Source organism: Mucilaginibacter sp. Mucisp73 (genome assembly GCF_059491465.1).
This window is the reverse complement of sequence record NZ_CP168507.1, coordinates 3790732-3811120: the sequence shown is the minus strand read 5'-3', so window position 1 is coordinate 3811120 and position 20389 is coordinate 3790732. Positions and strand designations below refer to the sequence as shown.

General features: G+C 43.3%; 25 protein-coding genes. 11 read left to right on the top strand and 14 right to left on the bottom strand.

Annotated elements, in window-relative coordinates; genetic code table 11:
- Nucleotides 1–16: 16 nt before the first annotated feature.
- From ACEN82_RS15880 to ACEN82_RS15865, 4 genes are all read right to left on the bottom strand, one after another.
- Complete coding sequence (locus tag ACEN82_RS15880; RefSeq protein ID WP_413318537.1) at nt 17–1150, bottom strand: glycoside hydrolase family 76 protein; 1134 nt, start codon at nt 1148–1150, stop codon at nt 17–19.
- 337 nt (nt 1151–1487) lie between these two features.
- Nucleotides 1488–2921 carry a tetratricopeptide repeat protein gene (locus ACEN82_RS15875; RefSeq protein WP_413318539.1) on the bottom strand — a complete coding sequence of 478 codons (1434 nt, stop codon included), beginning with the start codon at nt 2919–2921 and terminating at the stop codon, nt 1488–1490.
- An 83-nt stretch (nt 2922–3004) separates the two neighbouring features.
- Nucleotides 3005–3184 carry a hypothetical protein gene (locus ACEN82_RS15870; protein ID WP_090524279.1) on the bottom strand — a complete coding sequence of 60 codons (180 nt, stop codon included), beginning with the start codon at nt 3182–3184 and terminating at the stop codon, nt 3005–3007.
- Nucleotides 3185–3416: 232 nt separating this feature from the next.
- On the bottom strand, nt 3417–4019 hold the full coding sequence (locus tag ACEN82_RS15865; RefSeq protein ID WP_413318541.1) for an NUDIX hydrolase N-terminal domain-containing protein: 603 nt from the start codon (nt 4017–4019) through the stop codon (nt 3417–3419).
- Between the two features lie 369 nt (nt 4020–4388).
- Between ACEN82_RS15865 and ACEN82_RS15860 the strand changes: the two genes are divergently transcribed.
- Nucleotides 4389–4982 carry a dihydrofolate reductase family protein gene (locus tag ACEN82_RS15860; RefSeq protein WP_413318543.1) on the top strand — a complete coding sequence of 198 codons (594 nt, stop codon included), beginning with the start codon at nt 4389–4391 and terminating at the stop codon, nt 4980–4982.
- Nucleotides 4983–5002: 20 nt separating this feature from the next.
- Here ACEN82_RS15860 and ACEN82_RS15855 read toward each other — a convergent pair whose 3' ends face one another.
- The 3 genes from ACEN82_RS15855 to ACEN82_RS15845 all read right to left on the bottom strand — a co-directional run bounded on the left by ACEN82_RS15855 (nt 5003) and on the right by ACEN82_RS15845 (nt 8226).
- Nucleotides 5003–5746, bottom strand: a complete 744-nt coding sequence (locus ACEN82_RS15855; protein WP_413318545.1) for an AAA family ATPase — start codon at nt 5744–5746, stop codon at nt 5003–5005.
- Nucleotides 5747–5782: 36 nt separating this feature from the next.
- The gene (locus ACEN82_RS15850; RefSeq protein ID WP_413318547.1) at nt 5783–6562 is read right to left on the bottom strand and encodes a hypothetical protein; all 780 of its coding nucleotides are present in this window, start codon (nt 6560–6562) and stop codon (nt 5783–5785) included.
- 209 nt (nt 6563–6771) lie between these two features.
- Nucleotides 6772–8226 (bottom strand): RtcB family protein, encoded by a 1455-nt coding sequence (locus ACEN82_RS15845; RefSeq protein WP_413318549.1) that lies wholly within the window; start codon nt 8224–8226, stop codon nt 6772–6774.
- 303 nt (nt 8227–8529) lie between these two features.
- On the opposite strand from ACEN82_RS15845, the gene ACEN82_RS15840 reads away from it, so the two are divergent.
- From ACEN82_RS15840 to ACEN82_RS15830, 3 genes are all read left to right on the top strand, one after another.
- A complete protein-coding gene (locus ACEN82_RS15840; RefSeq protein ID WP_413318551.1) occupies nt 8530–9591 on the top strand; it encodes a helix-turn-helix transcriptional regulator in 1062 nt (353 codons plus the stop codon).
- Nucleotides 9592–9615: 24 nt separating this feature from the next.
- Complete coding sequence (locus ACEN82_RS15835; RefSeq protein WP_413318553.1) at nt 9616–10170, top strand: RNA 2'-phosphotransferase; 555 nt, start codon at nt 9616–9618, stop codon at nt 10168–10170.
- Nucleotides 10171–10465: 295 nt separating this feature from the next.
- Nucleotides 10466–10603, top strand: coding sequence for a hypothetical protein (locus ACEN82_RS15830; protein WP_167516184.1), 138 nt, complete (start codon nt 10466–10468; stop codon nt 10601–10603).
- 236 nt (nt 10604–10839) lie between these two features.
- On the opposite strand, the gene ACEN82_RS15825 is transcribed toward ACEN82_RS15830, so the two are convergent.
- Complete coding sequence (locus ACEN82_RS15825; RefSeq protein WP_413318555.1) at nt 10840–12405, bottom strand: M20/M25/M40 family metallo-hydrolase; 1566 nt, start codon at nt 12403–12405, stop codon at nt 10840–10842.
- A 353-nt stretch (nt 12406–12758) separates the two neighbouring features.
- On the opposite strand from ACEN82_RS15825, the gene ACEN82_RS15820 reads away from it, so the two are divergent.
- Both ACEN82_RS15820 and ACEN82_RS15815 read left to right on the top strand, forming a co-directional pair.
- Nucleotides 12759–13223 (top strand): hypothetical protein, encoded by a 465-nt coding sequence (locus ACEN82_RS15820; RefSeq protein ID WP_139159911.1) that lies wholly within the window; start codon nt 12759–12761, stop codon nt 13221–13223.
- A gap of 259 nt (nt 13224–13482) precedes the next feature.
- Nucleotides 13483–14406 carry a ChbG/HpnK family deacetylase gene (locus ACEN82_RS15815; RefSeq protein WP_413318557.1) on the top strand — a complete coding sequence of 308 codons (924 nt, stop codon included), beginning with the start codon at nt 13483–13485 and terminating at the stop codon, nt 14404–14406.
- A gap of 4 nt (nt 14407–14410) precedes the next feature.
- Here the strand turns inward: ACEN82_RS15815 and ACEN82_RS15810 are convergent, their stop codons facing one another.
- On the bottom strand, nt 14411–14620 hold the full coding sequence (locus ACEN82_RS15810) for a hypothetical protein (protein ID WP_090524308.1): 210 nt from the start codon (nt 14618–14620) through the stop codon (nt 14411–14413).
- Nucleotides 14621–14791: 171 nt separating this feature from the next.
- On the opposite strand from ACEN82_RS15810, the gene ACEN82_RS15805 reads away from it, so the two are divergent.
- The gene (locus tag ACEN82_RS15805; RefSeq protein WP_413318559.1) at nt 14792–15799 is read left to right on the top strand and encodes an ABC transporter ATP-binding protein; all 1008 of its coding nucleotides are present in this window, start codon (nt 14792–14794) and stop codon (nt 15797–15799) included.
- A 2-nt stretch (nt 15800–15801) separates the two neighbouring features.
- Here ACEN82_RS15805 and ACEN82_RS15800 read toward each other — a convergent pair whose 3' ends face one another.
- From ACEN82_RS15800 to ACEN82_RS15785, 4 genes are all read right to left on the bottom strand, one after another.
- On the bottom strand, nt 15802–16185 hold the full coding sequence (locus tag ACEN82_RS15800; protein ID WP_413318561.1) for a DUF6169 family protein: 384 nt from the start codon (nt 16183–16185) through the stop codon (nt 15802–15804).
- An 85-nt stretch (nt 16186–16270) separates the two neighbouring features.
- Nucleotides 16271–16444, bottom strand: a complete 174-nt coding sequence (locus ACEN82_RS15795; protein ID WP_495643982.1) for a hypothetical protein — start codon at nt 16442–16444, stop codon at nt 16271–16273.
- Between the two features lie 42 nt (nt 16445–16486).
- Entirely contained in the window at nt 16487–17449 is a 963-nt protein-coding gene (locus tag ACEN82_RS15790) for an EamA family transporter (RefSeq protein WP_413318563.1), read from the bottom strand.
- A gap of 6 nt (nt 17450–17455) precedes the next feature.
- Nucleotides 17456–17935 (bottom strand): Lrp/AsnC family transcriptional regulator, encoded by a 480-nt coding sequence (locus tag ACEN82_RS15785; protein WP_090524317.1) that lies wholly within the window; start codon nt 17933–17935, stop codon nt 17456–17458.
- A gap of 237 nt (nt 17936–18172) precedes the next feature.
- On the opposite strand from ACEN82_RS15785, the gene ACEN82_RS15780 reads away from it, so the two are divergent.
- The 4 genes from ACEN82_RS15780 (at nt 18173) to ACEN82_RS15765 (ending at nt 19750) form a co-directional block, all read left to right on the top strand.
- Entirely contained in the window at nt 18173–18748 is a 576-nt protein-coding gene (locus ACEN82_RS15780) for an RNA polymerase sigma factor (RefSeq protein ID WP_243770747.1), read from the top strand.
- A 20-nt stretch (nt 18749–18768) separates the two neighbouring features.
- Nucleotides 18769–19170 (top strand): hypothetical protein, encoded by a 402-nt coding sequence (locus tag ACEN82_RS15775; RefSeq protein WP_413318566.1) that lies wholly within the window; start codon nt 18769–18771, stop codon nt 19168–19170.
- A 142-nt stretch (nt 19171–19312) separates the two neighbouring features.
- Entirely contained in the window at nt 19313–19528 is a 216-nt protein-coding gene (locus ACEN82_RS15770; RefSeq protein ID WP_354481722.1) for a hypothetical protein, read from the top strand.
- Nucleotides 19529–19540: 12 nt separating this feature from the next.
- Nucleotides 19541–19750 carry a hypothetical protein gene (locus tag ACEN82_RS15765; protein WP_413318568.1) on the top strand — a complete coding sequence of 70 codons (210 nt, stop codon included), beginning with the start codon at nt 19541–19543 and terminating at the stop codon, nt 19748–19750.
- Nucleotides 19751–19767: 17 nt separating this feature from the next.
- Here ACEN82_RS15765 and ACEN82_RS15760 read toward each other — a convergent pair whose 3' ends face one another.
- Nucleotides 19768–20256: a VOC family protein gene (locus ACEN82_RS15760; protein WP_413318570.1), complete on the bottom strand. Its 489-nt coding sequence runs from the start codon at nt 20254–20256 to the stop codon at nt 19768–19770.
- Nucleotides 20257–20389: the final 133 nt, after the last annotated feature.

Genomic DNA, 20389 nt, shown 5'->3' with positions numbered 1-20389 from the left:
TAGCAGAGCGTAATGCTTATTTCTTAGTTGGAGGTATCAACTGCATAAAAGTTACAATGCTGCTGGCCTCATATGATTGAATATCGCCGGTTGGGGTAGGCACGGCGTAATTACGATAAGTAAGGTTCCTGCCATCGCGGTTTTTCCAGCCGGTGTTAACGTTGGTTTGGATCCAGCTCAGGTATTGACTCTGGGCACCCTCGTTGATCAGTTGCACTATATATTGCGCGAAAATAGCTTTCAGAACACTCTGTTCGTTAAAATCCCCTTCGGCAGGTAATATACCGTTAGTGCACATATTGTTTTTTACATAATCGGCATATAGTTTGGCGTCGTTAAGGTAAGCTGCATCGTTGGTTTGTTTGTATAAGGCCATGGCTGCACCAATAGCGGTACCAGAATTATAGGTATAGTCCTGACCACCCGGAGGGTTGTTGCCTATTTTGTTATCGTTCACTTTGCCCGATGCATCCACCAAATTAGTTTTCGACCAGGCATAGATAGACTTGGCCTTATTAAGATAAGAGACATCCTTAGTGATATTATACAATTTCATAGCTGCTATAACGGTAGGGAAGTTGATACATGAGTTTTTTCCGCTGTGCTGAAAATCCCAGAACATGCCGCCATCTATAGGGTCATAAGAGCCGTTCCAAACCCTGTCGAACCCGGATTTTGCTTTTTCAAGATAAGTGGCATTGCCGGTAAGCTGGTTGGCGCGTGCCAGGGCAATAACCCACCACATCATATCGTCATAAATAAACCAAACAGTGGTGTTGTTCCAGTTGTAGCCATCGTAATGATTATAATTACCCTGATATATATCGCCAATGCGGGTAAGCTGTGCCGGGGTTTTGGTACGCTCATAAACATTCATGGCCATATCCCAGTAAATGGCCTGCGTCCATATAGCTGCAACGCCATCTTTTTTTGTGGTACTGAAGTATAGCTTATTATTTGAATCGTAAAAGGCGTTATTGAATGCTGTATAGGCAAGGTCGGCATCGGCGCTGCTAAAACCGGTACTATTATCGGTTTGGGTAGTCGTATTTGTATCAGGCTTCGATGCAGCGGGTGTAACTTCTTTGCCCTTGCTGCAGCTTACTATGGTAAACAAACTTAGGGCTAAAAAGCAGATAGGTTTTTTCATAATTATAAATGTTGGTTGGTAACGGGTTTGGCTATGGTTGGTAGTGTAATAAGGTTTTTAATTATTGGTTAGTTGATCGCTTGCGAGGCAATTATAGGCCAAAAAATGTGTGCTAACCAACGTTTTAACCAACAAAAAATCATTAACCCAATTTTTAACCGTGATTTTAACCGGGGATGGGGAAGGGCATGGTTCCTATGCGTGGCATAATATCCTTAGCCCAAGTTTGCGGGCCGGGATTGATGAGTCGGGTAACTTGGGCTTGCGTATCACAAGTCAGCCAGCACACATCCGAGCCCGCAAGACTTGCGCTAAAAAAAGTCGTTTTATCTTAACCTTACGCAGGTTTACGTTTTGCGGCAGGTGGTTTAGTTTCCTTTTTCTCTGGCGAAGGTACCGCCGCGGTAACTGGGGGCTGTTGAGGTTTATGCCCGTGTACCAGTCGCTCATGCATGAAATGAGTAAGCTTATGATGGAATGGTACCAGCACGGAGGCCAGGCATACCAGGATCACCAACTCAAGTACGGGTAAATGGTTACTGAGGCGCTGCACAAAAGGATGAATAAACAGGGTTAGAAATTCAAAAGCCAGCAGCAGGCATAACACGCTCATAAACTCAATCACCTTGCGGTGGGTACGGCTTTTGCTCAGCAGTAACACTATCAAAAAAAATGTCGGGATAAAAACAGCTATACCTACCATTTGCAGATTAATTATCCGGGCCTCTTCTTCGCGGTGCTTTTCTTCGGCAATTTCCTCCTGCCGCACCGCCTCGTTGAAACTTAGCGTTTGGATCTGCTTAATTTTTTCCGCATTGAACATACTATCCTTTGCGGCGAGGGCGGTTTTTAAATAAAGCAGTTCAAGGTGCTCATTTTTGCCCCGGTACACATCGGTAAGCAGATTGCTGGCATGAAAAATCCCCTCGGGATATAGCGCAGTTTTTGCGGCATTAAGGGCCAGCGTTGCATAATGGATGCTTGAATCGGCCATACCTTTTTGCTTATAGAGTTGTGCTACGCTGTTATAGCTATCGGCAAGGCTGTTTTGATCGTTTACTTTTGCAGCATAACTTATACTCACCCGGTAATAATCAAGCGCCAGGGCGGTGTGCCCCATTTTATAGTTAATGTCGCCTAAAATGGATAAGGTGTTAGGCATGGTAGCCGTATCTTTCAGGGTTTGCTTTATGGCATAAGCCTGCATCTCATAGTTTAAAGCCGAATCAACCTTGTTAAGCTTGATGTAGCAGTTGCCAATATTGGCCAGGATAATCCCCAGGCGCGCTGTTTCATGCAGTTCTTCGGCAACAGCTTTAGCTTTAAAATGGTAGGATAGGGCTTTTACGTTATCCAATTGGTCGGAGTAAACGATGCCTATATCGCTGAGACTTTTTAAAATACCCAAACGGTCGTTAATTTCTTCGCGTATTTTTAGTGAGTTGAGTAAAAAAGAAAGGGCCTGGTCATACTTGCCATTTTTCCATAAAACCACACCCAGGCGGTTCATGCAATCGGCCTCGCCTTTTTTGAACGAGAATTTGCGGGCCAGTTCAAGCCCCTGCTGCGCATAAATCAGCGCGCTATCAGGCCGGGTGGCCTGCAATTGTAAGCTTAATTGGCGTAATGGTTCAACACCCGCGGTATCATTTTTATGCCGGGCCGCTTCTGATCTTAACCGATTTAATATGTTTTTTTGAGCATAGGTATCCGTGGCGATGCCGATTAAAAGGCATACGCAAACCATTCCCTTTAGTATGTGGTTTAGCATAAATTATAAAATAAAACAAAGCCCCCATTTTAGGAAGGGGATAGATATACAGGGCAATGGCACCAGCCGGATAAAACAGATTCCTAACTATCCATCGAAGGTTCTTCAGCTGCATTATCCGGGTCGGGCGAAGCTACAAATCCGTCGGCGGCTTCGTCTTCGGGCTCAAGGCCTGTTTCATTATCAGCAAATCCCATTGAGGTATTTTTGTCCCTAAAACCCATAGAGGTGTTTTTGTCGAATGCTTTGGTTGATGTACTCATGGCTTTAATGTTTAAAAATCAGTTTGAGTTCAGTTAATTGCTAAGCGAGCAGGTATATAAATATACATTTATATTTTATTGATGGTCAAATCTTTACGCTTTATGTGAAATGGAGTGCCGTTTTATGGGGATAGTTGCCGTTTTTCGGAAAGTATATTAAATGAGACTGAAAAAAAGAAACCGTCAGCTCATAAAGGAGTGGATAAAATAGAAGTGACCGAAACAAATTTATTTACACTTGCGACAGGGCTTTTTTTCGATGAAGTAAGGCCTCTTTTACATATTCTCCGTGGTTTTTATGCCAGGTGGTTATTTCGGCCGGATCGACAAATTTTATTTCGAGGCTTTCTATGGATGTTTCGATATTGCCGCTAACGTATTTGCATAAATAAAGCACTACAACTGAACTATGGGGCTGCTGAAACTGTCCGGCGGGGACAGCGAAGAATTTAATGATCTCAACCGGTTCAACAATTAGCCGGGCCTCTTCCCAAAACTCACGTTTCATGGCTGTTTCCGGGTCTTCGCCAATATCAACCCAGCCGCCGGGCAGTCCCCATAAAAAGTCGTCGCTGCGGTGCTCAACCAGCAGGCGGCCATTGTCATCAAACAAGATGCCGTTAACGCCTACTTTGGGTGTAGCATATCCCAGGTCTTTGCGAAAGCGTTCTTTTAAAACTTCGGTATCCAGGCCGGTAAATTCGCTGTATTCCTGTGTGGCTATATCCAATAGTTTTTGATAGCGCTCCATATCGAAAGGGCTTTTGGTGTACCTGATACCGGTTTGTGCCAGGGCATAGATGTTTTCAAGCAGGTCGATATAGTTCTTTTTCATATGGTGCCTGCAATATAGTTATCAGCTGATATAACCGGCGTAAAGAAATTATAAAATCATTGTTTAAAGATGTTTGCGGATGGAAGGAATTTATTACTTTTAAATACCCATGGATTTGTACCTGCTTCCTGCCGATTAGGTTCGGGATATACGAGTTCGAATCTCGTTCTGGGCACACTTTATAGTTTCACGGCAATCTATAACTCTTGAGAGTTCGAGTCTCTCTTCGGAAATGAGTACTTTATTCTCTGTCGCATTCACCCTATCATTGGTCGCATATACACCGCAAGCATTATTGCCTTATTGCTGAGATTTGTATCATAATAAAAAACAAATTTTAAACATCAACCACATTGGGAGGTAAATTTTATGAGAAAAATAATCGTTTTAACATTCATGACATTAGATGGCGTAATGCAGGCACCCGGTGGCCCGGAAGAAGATCAATCAGGCAGTTTTAAATATGGCGGCTGGTCGGCACCTTTTATGGATGAGGTTTCTGGTAAACTCATGCAGCAGCAGATGGAAGCCACAGACATTCTGCTGGGCCGGAAAACGTTCGACATTTTTGAGGAGTATTGGCCTAAGCATGCGGATTATTGGCCTGGTATCAATGAGGTAACAAAATACGTGCTATCCAATACAAAGGATAAATCCGATTGGAACAACAGCGTGTTCCTTACAAGCATAGAAGATATTAAAAAACTGAAAGATTCAGAAGGTTCGGACATCAAAGTCTGGGGCAGCGGCGAACTGGTTAAGCTGTTACTGAAACATGACCTGGTAGACGAGCTTTGGCTTAAAATATATCCCGTACTTCTTGGCAAAGGAAAAACCATATTCAGTGAGGACACCGTGCCTACTACTTTGGAGGTAACAGAAAGCACCGTTACACCAAGCGGGGTGGTCTTTGTTAATTACAAACGCGCCGGAGAGGTTAAGACCGGTAATATGGGAGCTTAAAAAAGCTTGGAGGGAATTACTCATTCCCCAAAAAGGATCCGTGTCATTTCCTCATAATTATTCAGGAAATGTTTGGTAACCATATAATGCTCCGTTTCTTCGTAACGAACCTGTTTGATGCCCGAATCATCCAGTTGGTAAATGGTTGCACCCGGATAGGCTAATAAAATAGGGGAGTGGGTGGCTATAATGAACTGTGAGTTTTCATTCACAAGCGTATTGATGAGCGAGAGTGCCGCCATTTGCCTGTTTGGCGATAAGGCGGCCTCTGGCTCATCAAATATGTAAAGCCCGTTGCCGGTAAGCCTGTTGGTTAGCGTAGCCATGAACGATTCGCCGTGTGAGCATTCATGAAGCGACTTTACTCCGTATTGCCGTTCAAACCTGCCTTTGTCGTTTTCATACACATTTTCCATATAGGTGGCTACGTTATAAAAGCTTTCGGCCCGAAGAAAGAAATGATCGGTTGGCTTTTTGTAGCTTTTTATACCGGTTAAATAATTGAAAAGTTGCGACGAATTATTATGCGTTTGAAACTGCGCGTTTTTTGAGCCTCCCTCGATACTGAAACCCATATGCAAAGCGATGGCCTCTACCAGCGTTGATTTCCCCGAACCATTTTCGCCAATGATAAAAGTAACATCGCGATGAAACTTTAATGACTTTAGGCTCCTGATGGAAGGGATGTGAAATGGATAGGCATCAAAAGATGGTACCGTATCGCGTTTCAGTTGGATCTCCTGGAGAAAAGGTTTGGCTTCCATAGTAGGGTAAAGATAGGGAATGGAGGCGAATAAAGATTATAATCGAAATAGCTTAGCCAGTGCACGATATATCACCCATGCAACAGGATAACACATCGCAATTGCCAATATTATTAATGATATAGCATAGAGATCATTACTGAATTTATATGTTAAATCAACCTTTGATAATATTACTATTTCGGCTCCCAATATCAATATATACAATGCCATTTTTATAGTAAACTGGTGTTTAAAATTGATGGGGTTTTGCGCCTGCTTGACTGTCTCGTTTTGCTCAATTCTTTGTTGTGTTATATTAAAAATGAGTGTCTCGATTTGGTCATTTATGGAAGGCCACATATCGTAATTGTCCAATGCAAAATCTCTATAGATCGATAAAAATTCTAATATTTCAATACGCAGATAGTCGTAGTGTTCCGGGCGGAATGCTTCCTGCAGCTCATCGCTAAACTGGTATAGCGAACCCATTTTGTCACCGGCCATCGTATCATTTAACGCGATGCGGTCCATTACTTCGCATGCTTTTTGTAACCCGATATTATTGCTATTGAGTTTATGATAAATTAGCCCAAGCAATACATTGCCTATAATAGGTGCATTGCTTATACTTATTTTGTCTTTGATAAGCACCTTTGCTTCTGTAATGCTCCTGCTCATTGAAAACTCAATGAAAAAATAATCCGGAATATCTTCTGTAGTGATGATGATATCATCGGCCCATTTTACAGCTTCGGCTTTTGTAATTAGTTCCCATTGCAGGCCCCAATAAAATACTTCAAGCAAGTGGTTGTATGATTGCGGTAATATATGCATTCGTGATTCGGTTTAGTTGTGTTTGCCTATAAACCCAGTTCCCGCTCCCGCAAGCGCCCTCGCTTGTGGGCATTATGCTAAGCAAACCGGTGGCTCTCCATGTAGATAACCTAAACGCGGGCCACAAGTGAGGACACTTGCGGCAGCGTTTAGAAATTTAATTAAAAATCTGACTTTCGACTTCAAACTCCCAAGTTAAGACTCTTCTCCTAATCCTCCGGCTTCTCCTTCGCATCCGCCATCCTCACTATCCTCGGCTGAAAGCTGGCCAGTACATCAACCAGATCATGCTGAGCGGCCATTACTGCATGGATATCTTTGTACACCATCGGCGCTTCGTCAAGGTCGCTTCCCATTAGGGTGATGCGTTTATCTACGAGATTAGCAGCTACCGCTTTCGGGTCGACAGTTTTGAAGGCAGCGCTTCGGCTCATTAAACGGCCTGCACCGTGTGAGGCTGAGTTGATAGAAGCCGCATCACCTTTACCACGTACCACAAAGCCAGGTGTGCTCATGCTGCCCGGGATGATTCCCAATACCCCTTCACCTGCCGGTGTAGCGCCTTTTCGGTGAACCATTACTTCGGTACCATCGGCAAGCTGCTCTTTCCAGGCAAAGTTGTGGTGGTTTTCTATCATCATAACCGGTTTAAGGTTAAGCGCACGGGCAATTTTGTTATGGATCTCGTGATGATTGGCGCTGGCATAGTCGCCGGCCAGGTTCATGGCAATCCAGTATTCCTGCCCTTCGTCGTTATCTAAATTTAACCATGCCAAATGCCTGGCCTCCTGCGGAAGTTTGGTTTTGCTCATGGCAATTTTTGAATAATGATCGGCAATGCTCCCCCCAAACCCGCGCGAACCTGAGTGCGACAATAAAGCGAGGTAACTACCGGCCGGGATGCCTTCAAGCGCGCTTTCGGCAACGGTAAGCTCACCCCATTCAACAAAGTGGTTACCCGTACCTGACGTTCCCAATTGAGCATAAGCCTTATTCTTCAGGTTCCGGATTGTCTTGGTTTCGCTCCATACAGGGCGATCAAACAACGTGGTATCAAAATGTGTTTTGGTAACCCCGCCAATGCCAAAGTTGGTATGATCAAGCAAAAGGCCTTTAAGCATATCGGTTTCGGTATCAACCACACCGGCAGGCAAATCAAAAATGCTCAGGCACATGCGGCAGGCAATGTCTACCCCAACCGCAAAGGGGATGATGGTATTGGCAGTTGTAGCCAGCACACCGCCAATAGGTAACCCATAACCCTGGTGCGCATCGGGCATTAAAGCGCCTGCAACGGCTATGGGTAATTTAACCGAGGTTTTCATCTGCGCAAGCGCACCTACCTCAATATGTTCCATACCATAAACAGGAAAATCAGCTATCTCCTGTTTCAGTGCGAAGTTGGTTCGCGGCTGTTTCAAAAATTTCCCTTCTTTTCGTAAGTCGATCACGGCTTCGGCCAGGTTTTTGAACTTACCACCTTTTTTAAGGGCATAAGGCATGGGGTCATCAATAAGGGCTTCCAGGTTGGCCAGGATCTGTTCCTTATCCATTACGCCGTGTTTTAACAGGCCATTGGCCACGCGGCTAAAATTCTCTAATATCTTTACGTCGTTAATACCTAATGAGGTTAATTCGTTGTTGCTTATTTTTATCTTTTCCATAGCGCTCTTAAACCTCCGCCAATTGGCGGAGGGGTTTCTTGTTTAGCTGCTTTTGTTATTTAACGATACAAAGTAAAATTTCAACTGCGCAATGTATTTGCGCAGTTGAGAATAATTTAATAATATTATAAAAAAATGGTGAGTTGGTATTTAATCCGCCATTCATTTATTAAGATCGTCATTGCGAGGTACGAAGCAATCCCCAATAGGTAGAGCAGCTATGGAGATCTCCCTGTAAAGTTTGGGTTTGCTTTGTACCGCAATGACGGGTGTTGACAAACATCCTAAACCTGAAATCAAAATATGCCTGTAAACCGCAATGCCCTTATCCGTTACCGAACCATTGACAGTTGCCTGCAAAACCGCCGCCGGCAGTGGACACTTGACGACTTGATTGAAGCCTGCTCCGAAGCTTTGTACGAGTACCAGGGGATAGACAGCGGGGTAAGCCGCCGCACGGTACAGGCCGATATTGAAATGATGCGCAGTAATAAGCTGGGGTACGAAGCGCCTATTGTAGTGGTTGATAAAAAGTATTACACCTACTCCGACAAAAATTACAGCATCAATAACATCCCCCTCAATAACCAGGACATGCAGGTACTGAGCGAGGTGGCGGGTTTGCTGGGACAGTTTAAAGGCCTTGGCCATTTTGCCGATCTTAACGAAATGGTAACCAAACTGGAAGACAAGATCTACAGCCAGAAAACACACAGTGTGCCGGTAGTTGATTTTGAAAAGAACGATAACCTGAAAGGTTTGGAGTGGATAGAGATTATTAGGAAAGCCATTGTGGCTAAAAACACGCTGTGTGTTAGCTACCAGTCGTTTAAGGCCAGGGAAGCCAGTACATTTTGTTTCAGCGCTTATTTGTTGAAGGAGTACCGTAACCGATGGTTTGTTTTGGGTGTATCGCACGTAAGAAATAAGCCGCTGCTTACCTTGGCGCTCGACAGGATTCAGACTGTTGAAGTACATGCTGATGAATATATTGAAAACACCAGGATCAATCTCGCTACTTATTATAATGATGTGCTTGGCGTTACCAAATCGCCCGGTCAGCGCGATAATGAAGTCATATTTTGGGTAGATGATAAAAATGCCCCGTATGTTATTACCAAACCATTGCACCACACGCAAAAAATATTAAAAGTTACGGCAGATGGAACGATATTCAGCATCAGGGTAATCATGAACTTCGAGTTGGAGCGCGAGCTGCTTGGTTTCGGGCCTAAACTGAAAGTGCTTGGTCCGCGGATCCTGGTTAAACAAATGAAGGACCTGTACCGAAAATCACTGGAGCATTATGCTGGGGATAGCCCCGTTCCGCAGGGGAGGAATTTGAGCAGTTTGTTAAATTCGTGACGTAAAGCATTTATATTAGTGCTAATGATAAGCGAAAAAGAAACTACCAGCTTAAGTAAATTTTTAAGCCTGGTATTACGTCATCAGCCCGAAGCAATAAATATTAAACTTGATGAGCAGGGCTGGGTAGCCGTTGACGAGTTGCTGCTGAAAGCGGCTGCACATGGTAAAGCCATAACTCTTGAAATGCTGAACCACATAGTTGAAACTAACGCCAAAAAGCGTTTCGCATTTGATGATGCCCGGCAGAAGATCCGCGCCAGCCAGGGGCATTCGGTTGAGGTTGAGCTGGGTTATGAAGCACAAATACCACCGGATGTGCTATATCACGGCACGGGGAGCCAGTCGGTTGAGGCGATTTTGCAAACCGGGCTCGAAAAGCGGATCCGGCAGCACGTACACCTAAGCAACGACCTGGAAACGGCTGTTAAAGTTGGTCAACGCCATGGTAAACCGGTTGTGTTAACCGTTGCGGCGGGTGAAATGCACCGGCTGGGCCATAAATTCTACCTGTCGGAAAACAAGGTGTGGCTTACCGATTTTGTCCCCAAAGATTTCATTGGAAAATATTCCTCTTAACCTATCCATGACAACTTAAAAAATGGGTGTCATACTGAACCCGTAGAAGTATGGCGGACAAGGCCTCTGCACACGAGTCTTCGACAGGCTCAGACTGACAGGCCCTCTTTGTCATCTAACCCTCAGAGTCCATGGATTTAATCACTCAGGATAAATCCCAAATCGAACATCCGAATTCCGAAATTGGAAAATGACATTTTTTTGACTTTTGTACCAAATTAGTCGAAACTTTATTTTAAAAAATGCTTGCAGGTTATGTAGCAAACCTGTTACATTTAGGAAATTATAAACTGAAATGCCAAAGCACATCCTAATTATTTACGTATTAGTTGCCTGTTGTATCCTGGTTATTATGGTCAACTCATTTGTTAAAAACAGGTTAAACAAAAAAGCAGAAGACAGGCGGATCCTGAAACCTGTTAACCGTTCTTAACTATTTTTCAAACCCATTAAGAAGGCCGGCCCTGTGAACAAACCGGGGTCGGCTCTGCAAAGCATCGATATCTCCTGATGCTTATATGTAATGTTTAGCACCCGTCGTTTTTTTGAAGTTTAAACAAGCCTGTATTAAAATATACGTTGAGAAAAATATTTTTCGCTAAGACGCAAAGATTTTTTTCGCCTTTGCGTCTCAGTGAGATTATTTAATCGCGGACGTTTGCTGTTCTGCTAAAATCCATCAAAGACAAAAGTTTCGTTTACAAGCGGTTTCCTTGGTAGCATTTCAGATCGGATACTGGCCTGGTACACAAATGAGGCTACGATGATGGCGGCCTGTTTCAGATCATCTATCATCAGGTGGTCGTAGTCGTCCATATTGCTGTGGTGTGTGCGGGTTTCATAATCAATAGGGTCCTGCACAAACTGGAAACCCGGTATGCCAGCCCAATCAAATGCCAGGTGATCGGTTGACCCGGTATTGGCCATAGTTACCGTTGTGGCGCCAAGGTCATTAAAGGGTTTTAGCCACTGTTCAAATATCGGTTTCATTTTTTCGTTGTTTTGCGCAAAGATTCCCCTGATTTTTCCGGTTCCATTGTCCAAATTAAAATAGGCCGATACTTTAGCCTGCTCGGGCTTTACAGTAAATTTAACGCCATCCCTAAAATGGTTTTTAACGTACCCGAATGAACCCAACAGCCCCTGCTCTTCGCCACTCCATAGTGCAATGCGGATGGTGCGTTTAGGTTTAAGCCCAAGCGAATCGAGCAGGCGAACGGCCTCCAGCATTACAATGCAGCCTGCGGCATTGTCGGTTGCACCGGTAGCTGCCTGCCACGAATCAAGATGGCCGCCCAGCATCACCAACTGCGATTTTAATTTGGGGTCGGTACCGGGGATTTCACCTACCACGTTGTAGCCGTTTGTATCTTCGGTAGATGTTTTGTCTGTAAAACTCATGGCCAGCTCAACTTTCTGGCCCGATTGGATCAGCCGTTTCATCTTTTGCCCGTCCTCCGAAGCCATGGTAACCTGCGGTACAGTTTCCGGATCAGTTAATTTATAGCCGTAGCGGCCTTGTACAAAAACGGTTCCGTTAACATTACTGCGGCCCGCGCTAATGAATGCCAGCGCACCGGCGTTTTTCAGTATCCGGTCTGCTGTTTTAAAGATCTTCAGGTATTTAGTAGTATATATGTCGATCATGGAGCGGGACACCATATAAGTATCCTTCAGGTTGGCTAATGCGGTGTCGGCCAGTCTTTCGGCCGATGGCTCAAAGTCTTTTTTATAATCAGCCGCATCACCGGTAACCAACACGAATTTTCCCTTAAACCCCGCGGCGTGACTATTCAGATAAGTAGTATCTATAGCCTGTGCCGATGTAATTACCATAACTTCACCTTGCAGCAGGCCGTTGCTGCCGGGGCTCCATGGATTGGGGTAAGCCCTGATCTGAGCATTATAGGGTGCGCGCATCATCATACTGAAATCCTGCACTTCCCATTGTTTGCCAAAAGTGCCCCAGGGTTCGGTAGCGGCATTGGTCATTCCCCATTTTTTCATGGTGGCAACCGCCCAACTTGCTGCCCGGGCATAACCCGGTGAGTTGGTTAACCGCGGACCGGATACATCGGTTAAATAATGCGCTATCTGCGGAATTTGTGAGCTGCTAAGTTCTGCCTTACGGATACGGCTGAAAGCCGCAGTATCAATAACTTCCTGCTGGGCGTAACTGCCGGTGCCGGCAAACAACAACGCGCCGAAAATAAAATTACGTTTTATATATTTCATAGTGAGGGTTTTAGATTTGAATATAGGGTTTTAGTTTGAAAAACATAAATAAGAGAGGGTAAAACCCGAACTAAGCCGTGCGGTTAACACAATAAGCATTGGTAATACCGCTGATATTCATTAAATAACGTAAAAACCGCATCCCGAAAGCGTATAAACACTATGTTACCCGGGTGTTTTTATCGTCAATTTTATCTCCCTAATTAAAGTCATTTAACCCGGAGGCTATTTGCAGTTTTCTGAATCGGCAAATAGCTTGAAGCAATAGTATTTATAGTGTTCGGGCCGCCTGTATATGGCTTTAAATGTTTGTGAACCAACAATCAAATTATATAAACTTAAAACTACAACCTATGTCTTTTTTATCAAAAATGTGGGATCATGTAAAATCCCTGTTCCACAACGCTTCAGACGTTGTACATGAAATCATTACCGTAGCCGACAAAGTTGCTAACGGACTCAAAAACCTTGAAGCAAGCCAGGCTGGCCAGTTTTTGGAAACGACACTGGAAACCCTGGTGCCGGCATCAGCAGTAATTGTGAATGGCATTAAATTATGGCTGCCCAAAGTGGTTACCGATTTAAACTGGGCCGTACAGGAAGATGGCAAAACAGATGCGCAAAAAATAGCCGACGCGGTGGCTTATTTAGCAAAACTGAAAGGCGCCAATCCCGATGCTTATGCCAGCCAGCTGAACACGTTAAATGCACTGATCCAAAAATGGATGTCGGACCAGCAGGGTGCCGGGCTCAACATTCAACAGGCCCTCACCATTAGCCAGGTAAACCATAATCCCGACCTGGTTTCGGCCCAATGATATTAAATTGCTGAGGGGCAGCAACCTCGTGGCCGCATCATAAAACAAATGATGCGGCCTTCTTTTTTATAATTATTTTATTGATATGACCGGTCTTTCTTTTAAAGTTTGAGAGCGCTTCGCCTGTATGTAACAATATGCTATCATGTTCAATTTTGTTTGTTTTATTAAGCCTCATAATAAGATATTTATAATGTTGAGTTGGAACCGGTTTTCTGCCGACCTGACCTTTGTGAACCTTTTTTGATTGAAGATAAAAATGATAAAACGGATATTGTTTTGCTTGCTCATGCTGATGACTTGTTTAGGAAGCAAGGAAGTACGCGCGCAGTCACTAAATGGTAGTTTGCCGCGGTTACTCATCAGGCTGGATGATATCGGCATGAACCATTCTGTAAATATGGCTTTGCTTAAGGCTGCTCAAACAGGCATGCCGCTTTCGGCTTCGGTGCAGTTTGCGTGCCCGTGGTATCAGGAAGCAGTTGAAATACTAAAGCAGTATCCTAATGTTACGGTTGGGGTTCATCTTACATTGACCTCCGAATGGAAAAATTATCGTTGGGGGCCTGTAACCGGCCGTACGGCTGTTCCGAGCCTGGTTGATTCAAACGGGTATTTTCCGCAATCAACGCGGGCGTTTGCTAAAAGCGGCTATAAACTTAGCGAAATTGAAACCGAGTTGTCGGCCCAGATTGAAAGGGCGCAGGCATCGGGATTAAAAATAACCTATATTGATCCGCATATGGGCATAGCGCTTTCAACACCCGAATTGCGTGCCCTTACCGAAAAACTGGCTCGTAAATATAAGCTTGCCATATCAACCCTAAGCAGCGTAACTTATTTCGGCGAAACCTATAAAGAGATGTGGGGCGAACCTATCGCCACAAAAAAAACGGCGTTTTTAGCTTATGTAGGTAAGCTTAATCCCGATAAGCCAAATATGATGGTGCTGCATACCGCTACTCCGAGCCCCGAGATGGATGTACTGGTTGATATGAACAGTAACATGATGAACTCAAAAGAGGGTAAGCCCCTTACCAGTTTGCACCGCCAAACCGAACTTAATGCCTTGCTCTCGCCCGAGTTTGCAGCAATGAAGGGTAAAAAGTTTCAGCTGATCAATTATCAGCAACTGCTTGCCGGTAAGGATATTAGCTCACTTAAAGCGGCAGATAATAAATAAGCCCCTATTTTTTTGAAGTAGCAACTACAACAATGCCGCCTATAACTAATAATCCACCCAGGTAGGGCGGCCAGTTAACAGTTTTTTCCCTATCGGCCGATACCTGTATAGGGCCGGCATCAATGATCTTTTCTTTTTTGGTGTAAGTAAAGCCTGTCCAAATGAGCATGGCCGCACCTACAATAATGAGTACAATCCCTATGGCTTTGTTCATGGTTATATAATTTGGTTATTGATAATAAATAGCGTTTAGTTACTATTTGTTTTGCGCTTGTCACTCAGATTGGCATATTAAGTTTTTTTGCTTTCAACTTTTCTTTAGATTAGAAGCCTGGATCCGGGGTGAATGGTTTTCCAATAACATCCTGAAAATTAATTACCGTAGATGCAAGATGATCTGATACTGGAAACCATATCGGTTACTAAAAACTTTTTTGGGGATAAGTCTTCGGGGGTTAATAACGTTACCATTTTTATTCCGAAAGGAAAGATAACAGCGATAGTAGGTGAAAGCGGCAGCGGGAAAACCACTTTGCTTAACCTGTTATATGGTACCCTGGAGCCCGACCATGGCGAGGTGTTTTTTAAGGAAGAGCAGGTATTAAGCAGGCAAAAAGGTATTCAGCATGCCCACAAGGTTATGAGGATGGTAGCGCAGCACGATAACGATCTTGATCCGCGAATATCGGTATGGGACACCATATGTGAAGGTTTGCCTGCCGAAGATCAAAGTCAGGCTATCCATCATGTTACCGAAGCTTTGAACCTTTTAAATATCTACGCCATTAGGGAAATGCCCTTTGGTAAATTAAGCGGTGGTGAAAAGCAGCGCGTAACCATTGCCAAAGCATTGATTAGCCGCCCGGAAGTTTTACTGCTCGATGAACCCTTTAACCAGGTAGATGCCACCTACCGGGAAGGTTTACAGCACGATATCAGGTATATTGTTAAGGAATGGGGAGTTACCGTAGTATTAGTATCGCATGATCCTGCCGAGATCCTTTCCATGGCCGATGAACTTATTGTACTTAAAGAAGGGGAAATAGTGGAGAACGGCAGTCCCGAGCAGTTATATCATTCGCCTAAATTATTGTACACGGCGCAAATACTGGCCAGCTGTACCCGGCTAACATCGGCCCAGGCAAAAGTTTGCGGCATAAAAAGTAAACGCAGCATAGTAGTGGTTTACGCCGAGCATATTAAAATTAGCAGCCTGGGCAGCAAATGGCTGGTAAAAATGGTGTTGTTCAAAGGCTTTTTTGAAGAGCTTATTGTTGAAAAAGATGGTTTAACACTGCGGATACTCAATTACGACAGGCGTAAGTACCCGGTTGGCAGTAAAGTTGGCATCAGTATCAGTAAATATTTTGAATTTGGGAGGTGGGAGAGTTGAGGTTAAAGGTTATTTAGTCCCCAATAATCTATTGTAAAGTAGAAAGCGGAGATCAGTCTCGTCTTTTGAGGATTATTGCTTTTAAATAAAATGGACGCATAAAATCCTTTCTTTCCATGCTCAGAGGATGAACTATGCTTTTCAAGTCCATTATTTAATTCGTGATACCAGTTATTAAAGATAATATGCCTATTCCTTGCTTTACCGTCATTGGTTATACACATATATAAAATGGCATCGTTTGGTTGGTTAGCAAAAAAAATATTGATGATATGAACGATAGTATGCTTTACCTTGCTATCATAACGTTGTTTATGCTGACCGGACCGTTTACATGTGAAACCAAACGAAATTACAGTAATCTCGTTTTCATCGGGATCAAGCATTATGAATTCAGTAAAGTATGCTATGTAAATATCCCCGGAAGATGTGTTAAATTTATATACGTTACCTTCCTCTAAAAGTTCAACGTTATAGCGGGCGGACAAATTTGATATCTTTTAACGTTGAGAGGGATTGATCATTATTAACAGCATTGGCAATACGATCTTTGTCCTCCAATAATTTTTTGAATGGATTAACCTTTTTAGAGGTCGACTGGTTTTTATCCGAAGACTTGTCGATATTTGTTTTTGCTGTTTTCAATTAAACAAAATTCGTTAAAAAATTCATCAAAACAAAACCATATCATTCCGTGACAGCCAGTTTGTGTTCTCCGTGTTTTGCCTTCCTATACTTCGATAAATTGATCAGCAACACACTGCTCAATATTACAACCAGTCCAATAACCTGGATCAGCGTTACATGTTCGCCTGCAAAAATTACCCCTAATAATACGGCTATCACCGGGTTAACATAGGCATAGGTACCAACCTGGGTGGCCGGCCTCACCTGTAAAAGCCATACATAAGCGCTAAATGCCGCTATCGATCCAAATATAATGAGATAAGCCAGGGCATACCAGCTTTGTGCCGGTATGGCATGCCATTGTACGGTTTGTACCTCGTTGTTTAAAAAACTTGCGGGAATAAAAAATATGCCGGCTCCAAGCATTTGCCAGGCCGTATTTACCGATACCGATCCTTTGGTGTTATAATGTTTTGAATATAACGACCCGGATGCCCAACCCAGCGTACCAAATAAAAGCAATAACATTCCCGGTAATTTTGATGGACCTGCCGATGATCCCAATACGTCCGCGATCTGATCACGGAATAACAGTATCACACCTATAAAGCCTATTACAAGTCCGATAATGGTGCTTTTGCTTTTAAAGTTGGTGCTCCAGCTGGGTTTATCAAGCAGCACGAACCAAATTGGCGGCGATGTTACCATAATGGCCACCATAGCGCTTGGTAAAGTTTGTTCGGCCCATATTACTGCACCGTTACCTATTACCAGCAACAGGAAACCGCTTACCGCCGCGTGCAATATGTTTTGTCTTACAAAAATCCTTTCACCCTTAATTGCACACCACGCCATTAACAGCAAACCCGCTGTGAAGAAACGCAGCGCGCCCAACAGCAGCGGCGGAAAACCGGCTACTGCAATTTTTATAAAAAAGTAGGTAGAGCCCCATACTATATAAACAGTGGCGAAAGCTATAATAACTAATAAGGGCGAAGTGGATTTTGCGGTAGTAGGTGCCATGATATATTATTTTTCGGGTATAACCAATTGTTGTTGTTCTTTTTTGGTTTCGAGCACTATGGTGGTGCGGGTGCTCAAAATATTGGGTATTTTACTGAAGTGAGTGCGCATTAAATTCATTAATGAAGCGGAGTCATAAGTACGCACTTTTATTAAATAGCAATCGTCGCCGGCTATGTGATGCACTTCCTGTACTTCGGGTATCTTGGCCAGCTCGCCTGATGTAGCATCGCTTCCTGGCCCATCGGCCGCTTTCATAAATATAAAAGCAAGCATTTTTTGCTGCAGGGCCGCCGGATTGATGCGCGTTGTATATTGTTGGATCACATTTTTTTGTTCCAGTTTTTTTACGCGCTCCAGTATGCCGGATGGCGCCATGCCAAGCTCACGGGCCAGGTCGGCATTAGAGATCCGGGCGTTTTCCTGCATCAATCGTAAAATATGCAGGTCTGTTTTATCTAAAATAATTTCCGGTTCGTTAATCATACGGTAATATTCGGTATAAATTGAATAAAGTTCAAATATTTTTAATTAAAATGAATTTAATTCGACAAATATATCTTTATAATGTTTAAACATCAGTTGCTTAAGTCGCTTCTGCAATCAAATAAATACTGTTTTAGCTGTCTGAAATGGCTTTTTGACAGGCAATAGATTTTTTTGAAAAAAAATTAAAATGTTTTTAAATCACAATCGTCTTTATCTTTAAAAAGGATAAAGAAATTGACAACAGCGATAATGCCCCAGGACAAAAACAGCCACATCATACAAACAATAGCGTCGTATGGTAAAAGCCTGTTGGGATTTATTCGCCGGAGGGTAAAGAACGATGCCGACGCCGAGGATATACTCCAGGACGTTTGGTACCAGTTTAGCGCTGTTATTAATTCTGAACCGATTGAACAAACCAGCGCCTGGCTATACCGGGTGGCCCGGAACAAAATAACTGATAAGCATAAAAAAAAGACGGAAACCCTGCTTGATGATATGCTGGCCGATGATGAGGATTATGACGATGAGGCACCGGACTTTAAAGCCATACTCCTTACCGAAGCTACCACTCCCGAAACCGAGTATTTGCGCAACCTTTTTTGGGAGCAGTTATTTTTTGCGCTGGATGAATTGCCCGAAGAACAAAAACAGGTATTTGTTTGGCATGAGCTTGAAGATATCCCCTTTGAGGAAATTGCCAAACGTACCGGGCTAAATACCAACACGCTGGTATCAAGGAAACGTTACGCCGTACTACACTTGCGCAAACGGCTTGCCCAGCTTTACACGGAAATTACTGAATATTAAAAATTAAGACATTATATAACATGAAACCATTTTTTTATAAAAGGCGATTTTTCTTCATCCCGCTTGGGGTGCTCGCTTGCCTGGCCGTCATCAGCTTTGTGGTAATGCAGCTGTGGAATAATTTATTGCCGGATATTTTACATGTAACAACCATTACTTACTGGCAGGCCGTTGGCATATTTATTTTATGCAAGATTTTGTTTGGTTTTGGGAAAGGCGGCCCTAAAAGCGGAGGAGGAGCGCCCTGGATGCGCGGACGCATGGCCGAACGTTTTAAGAATATGAGCCCTGAAGACAGAGATAAATTCCGCGCCCAGTGGGAAGACCGCATGTGCGGATGGAGAGGCCACGGGCATGGCAGGTTTAACCGTGACTGGGACGATTTTAAAACCACTGCAAACGAAGAAAAGAAAGCGGAATAAAAAAACTTAAGGATTATATGAAATTCATTAACTGATTTCATATATGGCAATAATTGTCACTAACGATCAGGAATATCAGCTTTAAGCATTCCGCTTTCAGCTCTATATAAATTAATATTTATCTACCTCAAATAAAATAACAATGGATGTACTGGTATTTGCAACAAGTGTACGGCAGAGACGGCAGGTGAGCCGGGTACAAAATTTATTAACCAAAATACCCGCCATAGCCCAATGGAACTTTGACCTGGAAGACTGCGATAATATTCTACGGGTGGAGGCTAAAGATCTTTCACCTCGTTATATCGAATCGTTGTTGCAAAAGGCCGGCATCCATTGCCAGGAGCTGGATTACTAATACCTGTTTACAATGACGGCCGCGCTTGAACGTAAGGTGATCCGATGGGTTCATATCTTGTTAAGCATCCCAGTTATAGGATATATTTATGGCCCGGTTGCTCAAATTCCTAACGCGGCCGCGGCGGTAAAATGGGTATTCTTTCCAATAATAGTGCTTTCGGGCTTTTGGTTGTGGAAAGGCTATTGGTTTAAAAAGAAATACAAAAATTTAGTTAAGTGATTGTTTGGCAGTCCGGCTTATTTTTTGGCCGGGCTGTTTATTTCAATCCAGTAGCCATCCGGATCCTGGAAATACAATTGCAATACGCCATCTGCCCGGTAGGTAGGTTCTTTACTGTCGCCTTTCCAGTTTGAGTAAGGGATATTCATTTGATCAAGCGTTTTTGCAAACTCTTTTACCGACGAAACGGTGAAGCAAAGGTGTACGCCTTTAACCTGTTTTTCATTCCGTTCGGCCTGTATAACGTGTAGTTTTACATTATTGCCAAGGCTATACCATTGGTGTACGGTATCTGCAAAGGGGTTGTCAACTTTTTTAAGGTGTAATACTTTGGTATAAAATTCGGTGCTTTTTTTAAGGTTACCGGTAGTAATGGCGATATGATCAATTACCGGCGAGTTATCAGTACCGTTTTGGGCTTGGCAAACCACAGGCAAAAACACAGTTATTGCCAGCAGCAACGTGGTTAGTTTGGCTGTTTTAAAGATTATTGATAAAGATCTCATTGTTAGGATTAGTAATTTAAATGCCTAAAGATATAGGTTTAGCATTATGGTTAAAGTAATGCACAAATAAATTACATAAGCATTCAATGAAAACTGAATATCAATCTTTCGTCCAGGGGATTAATACAATTGA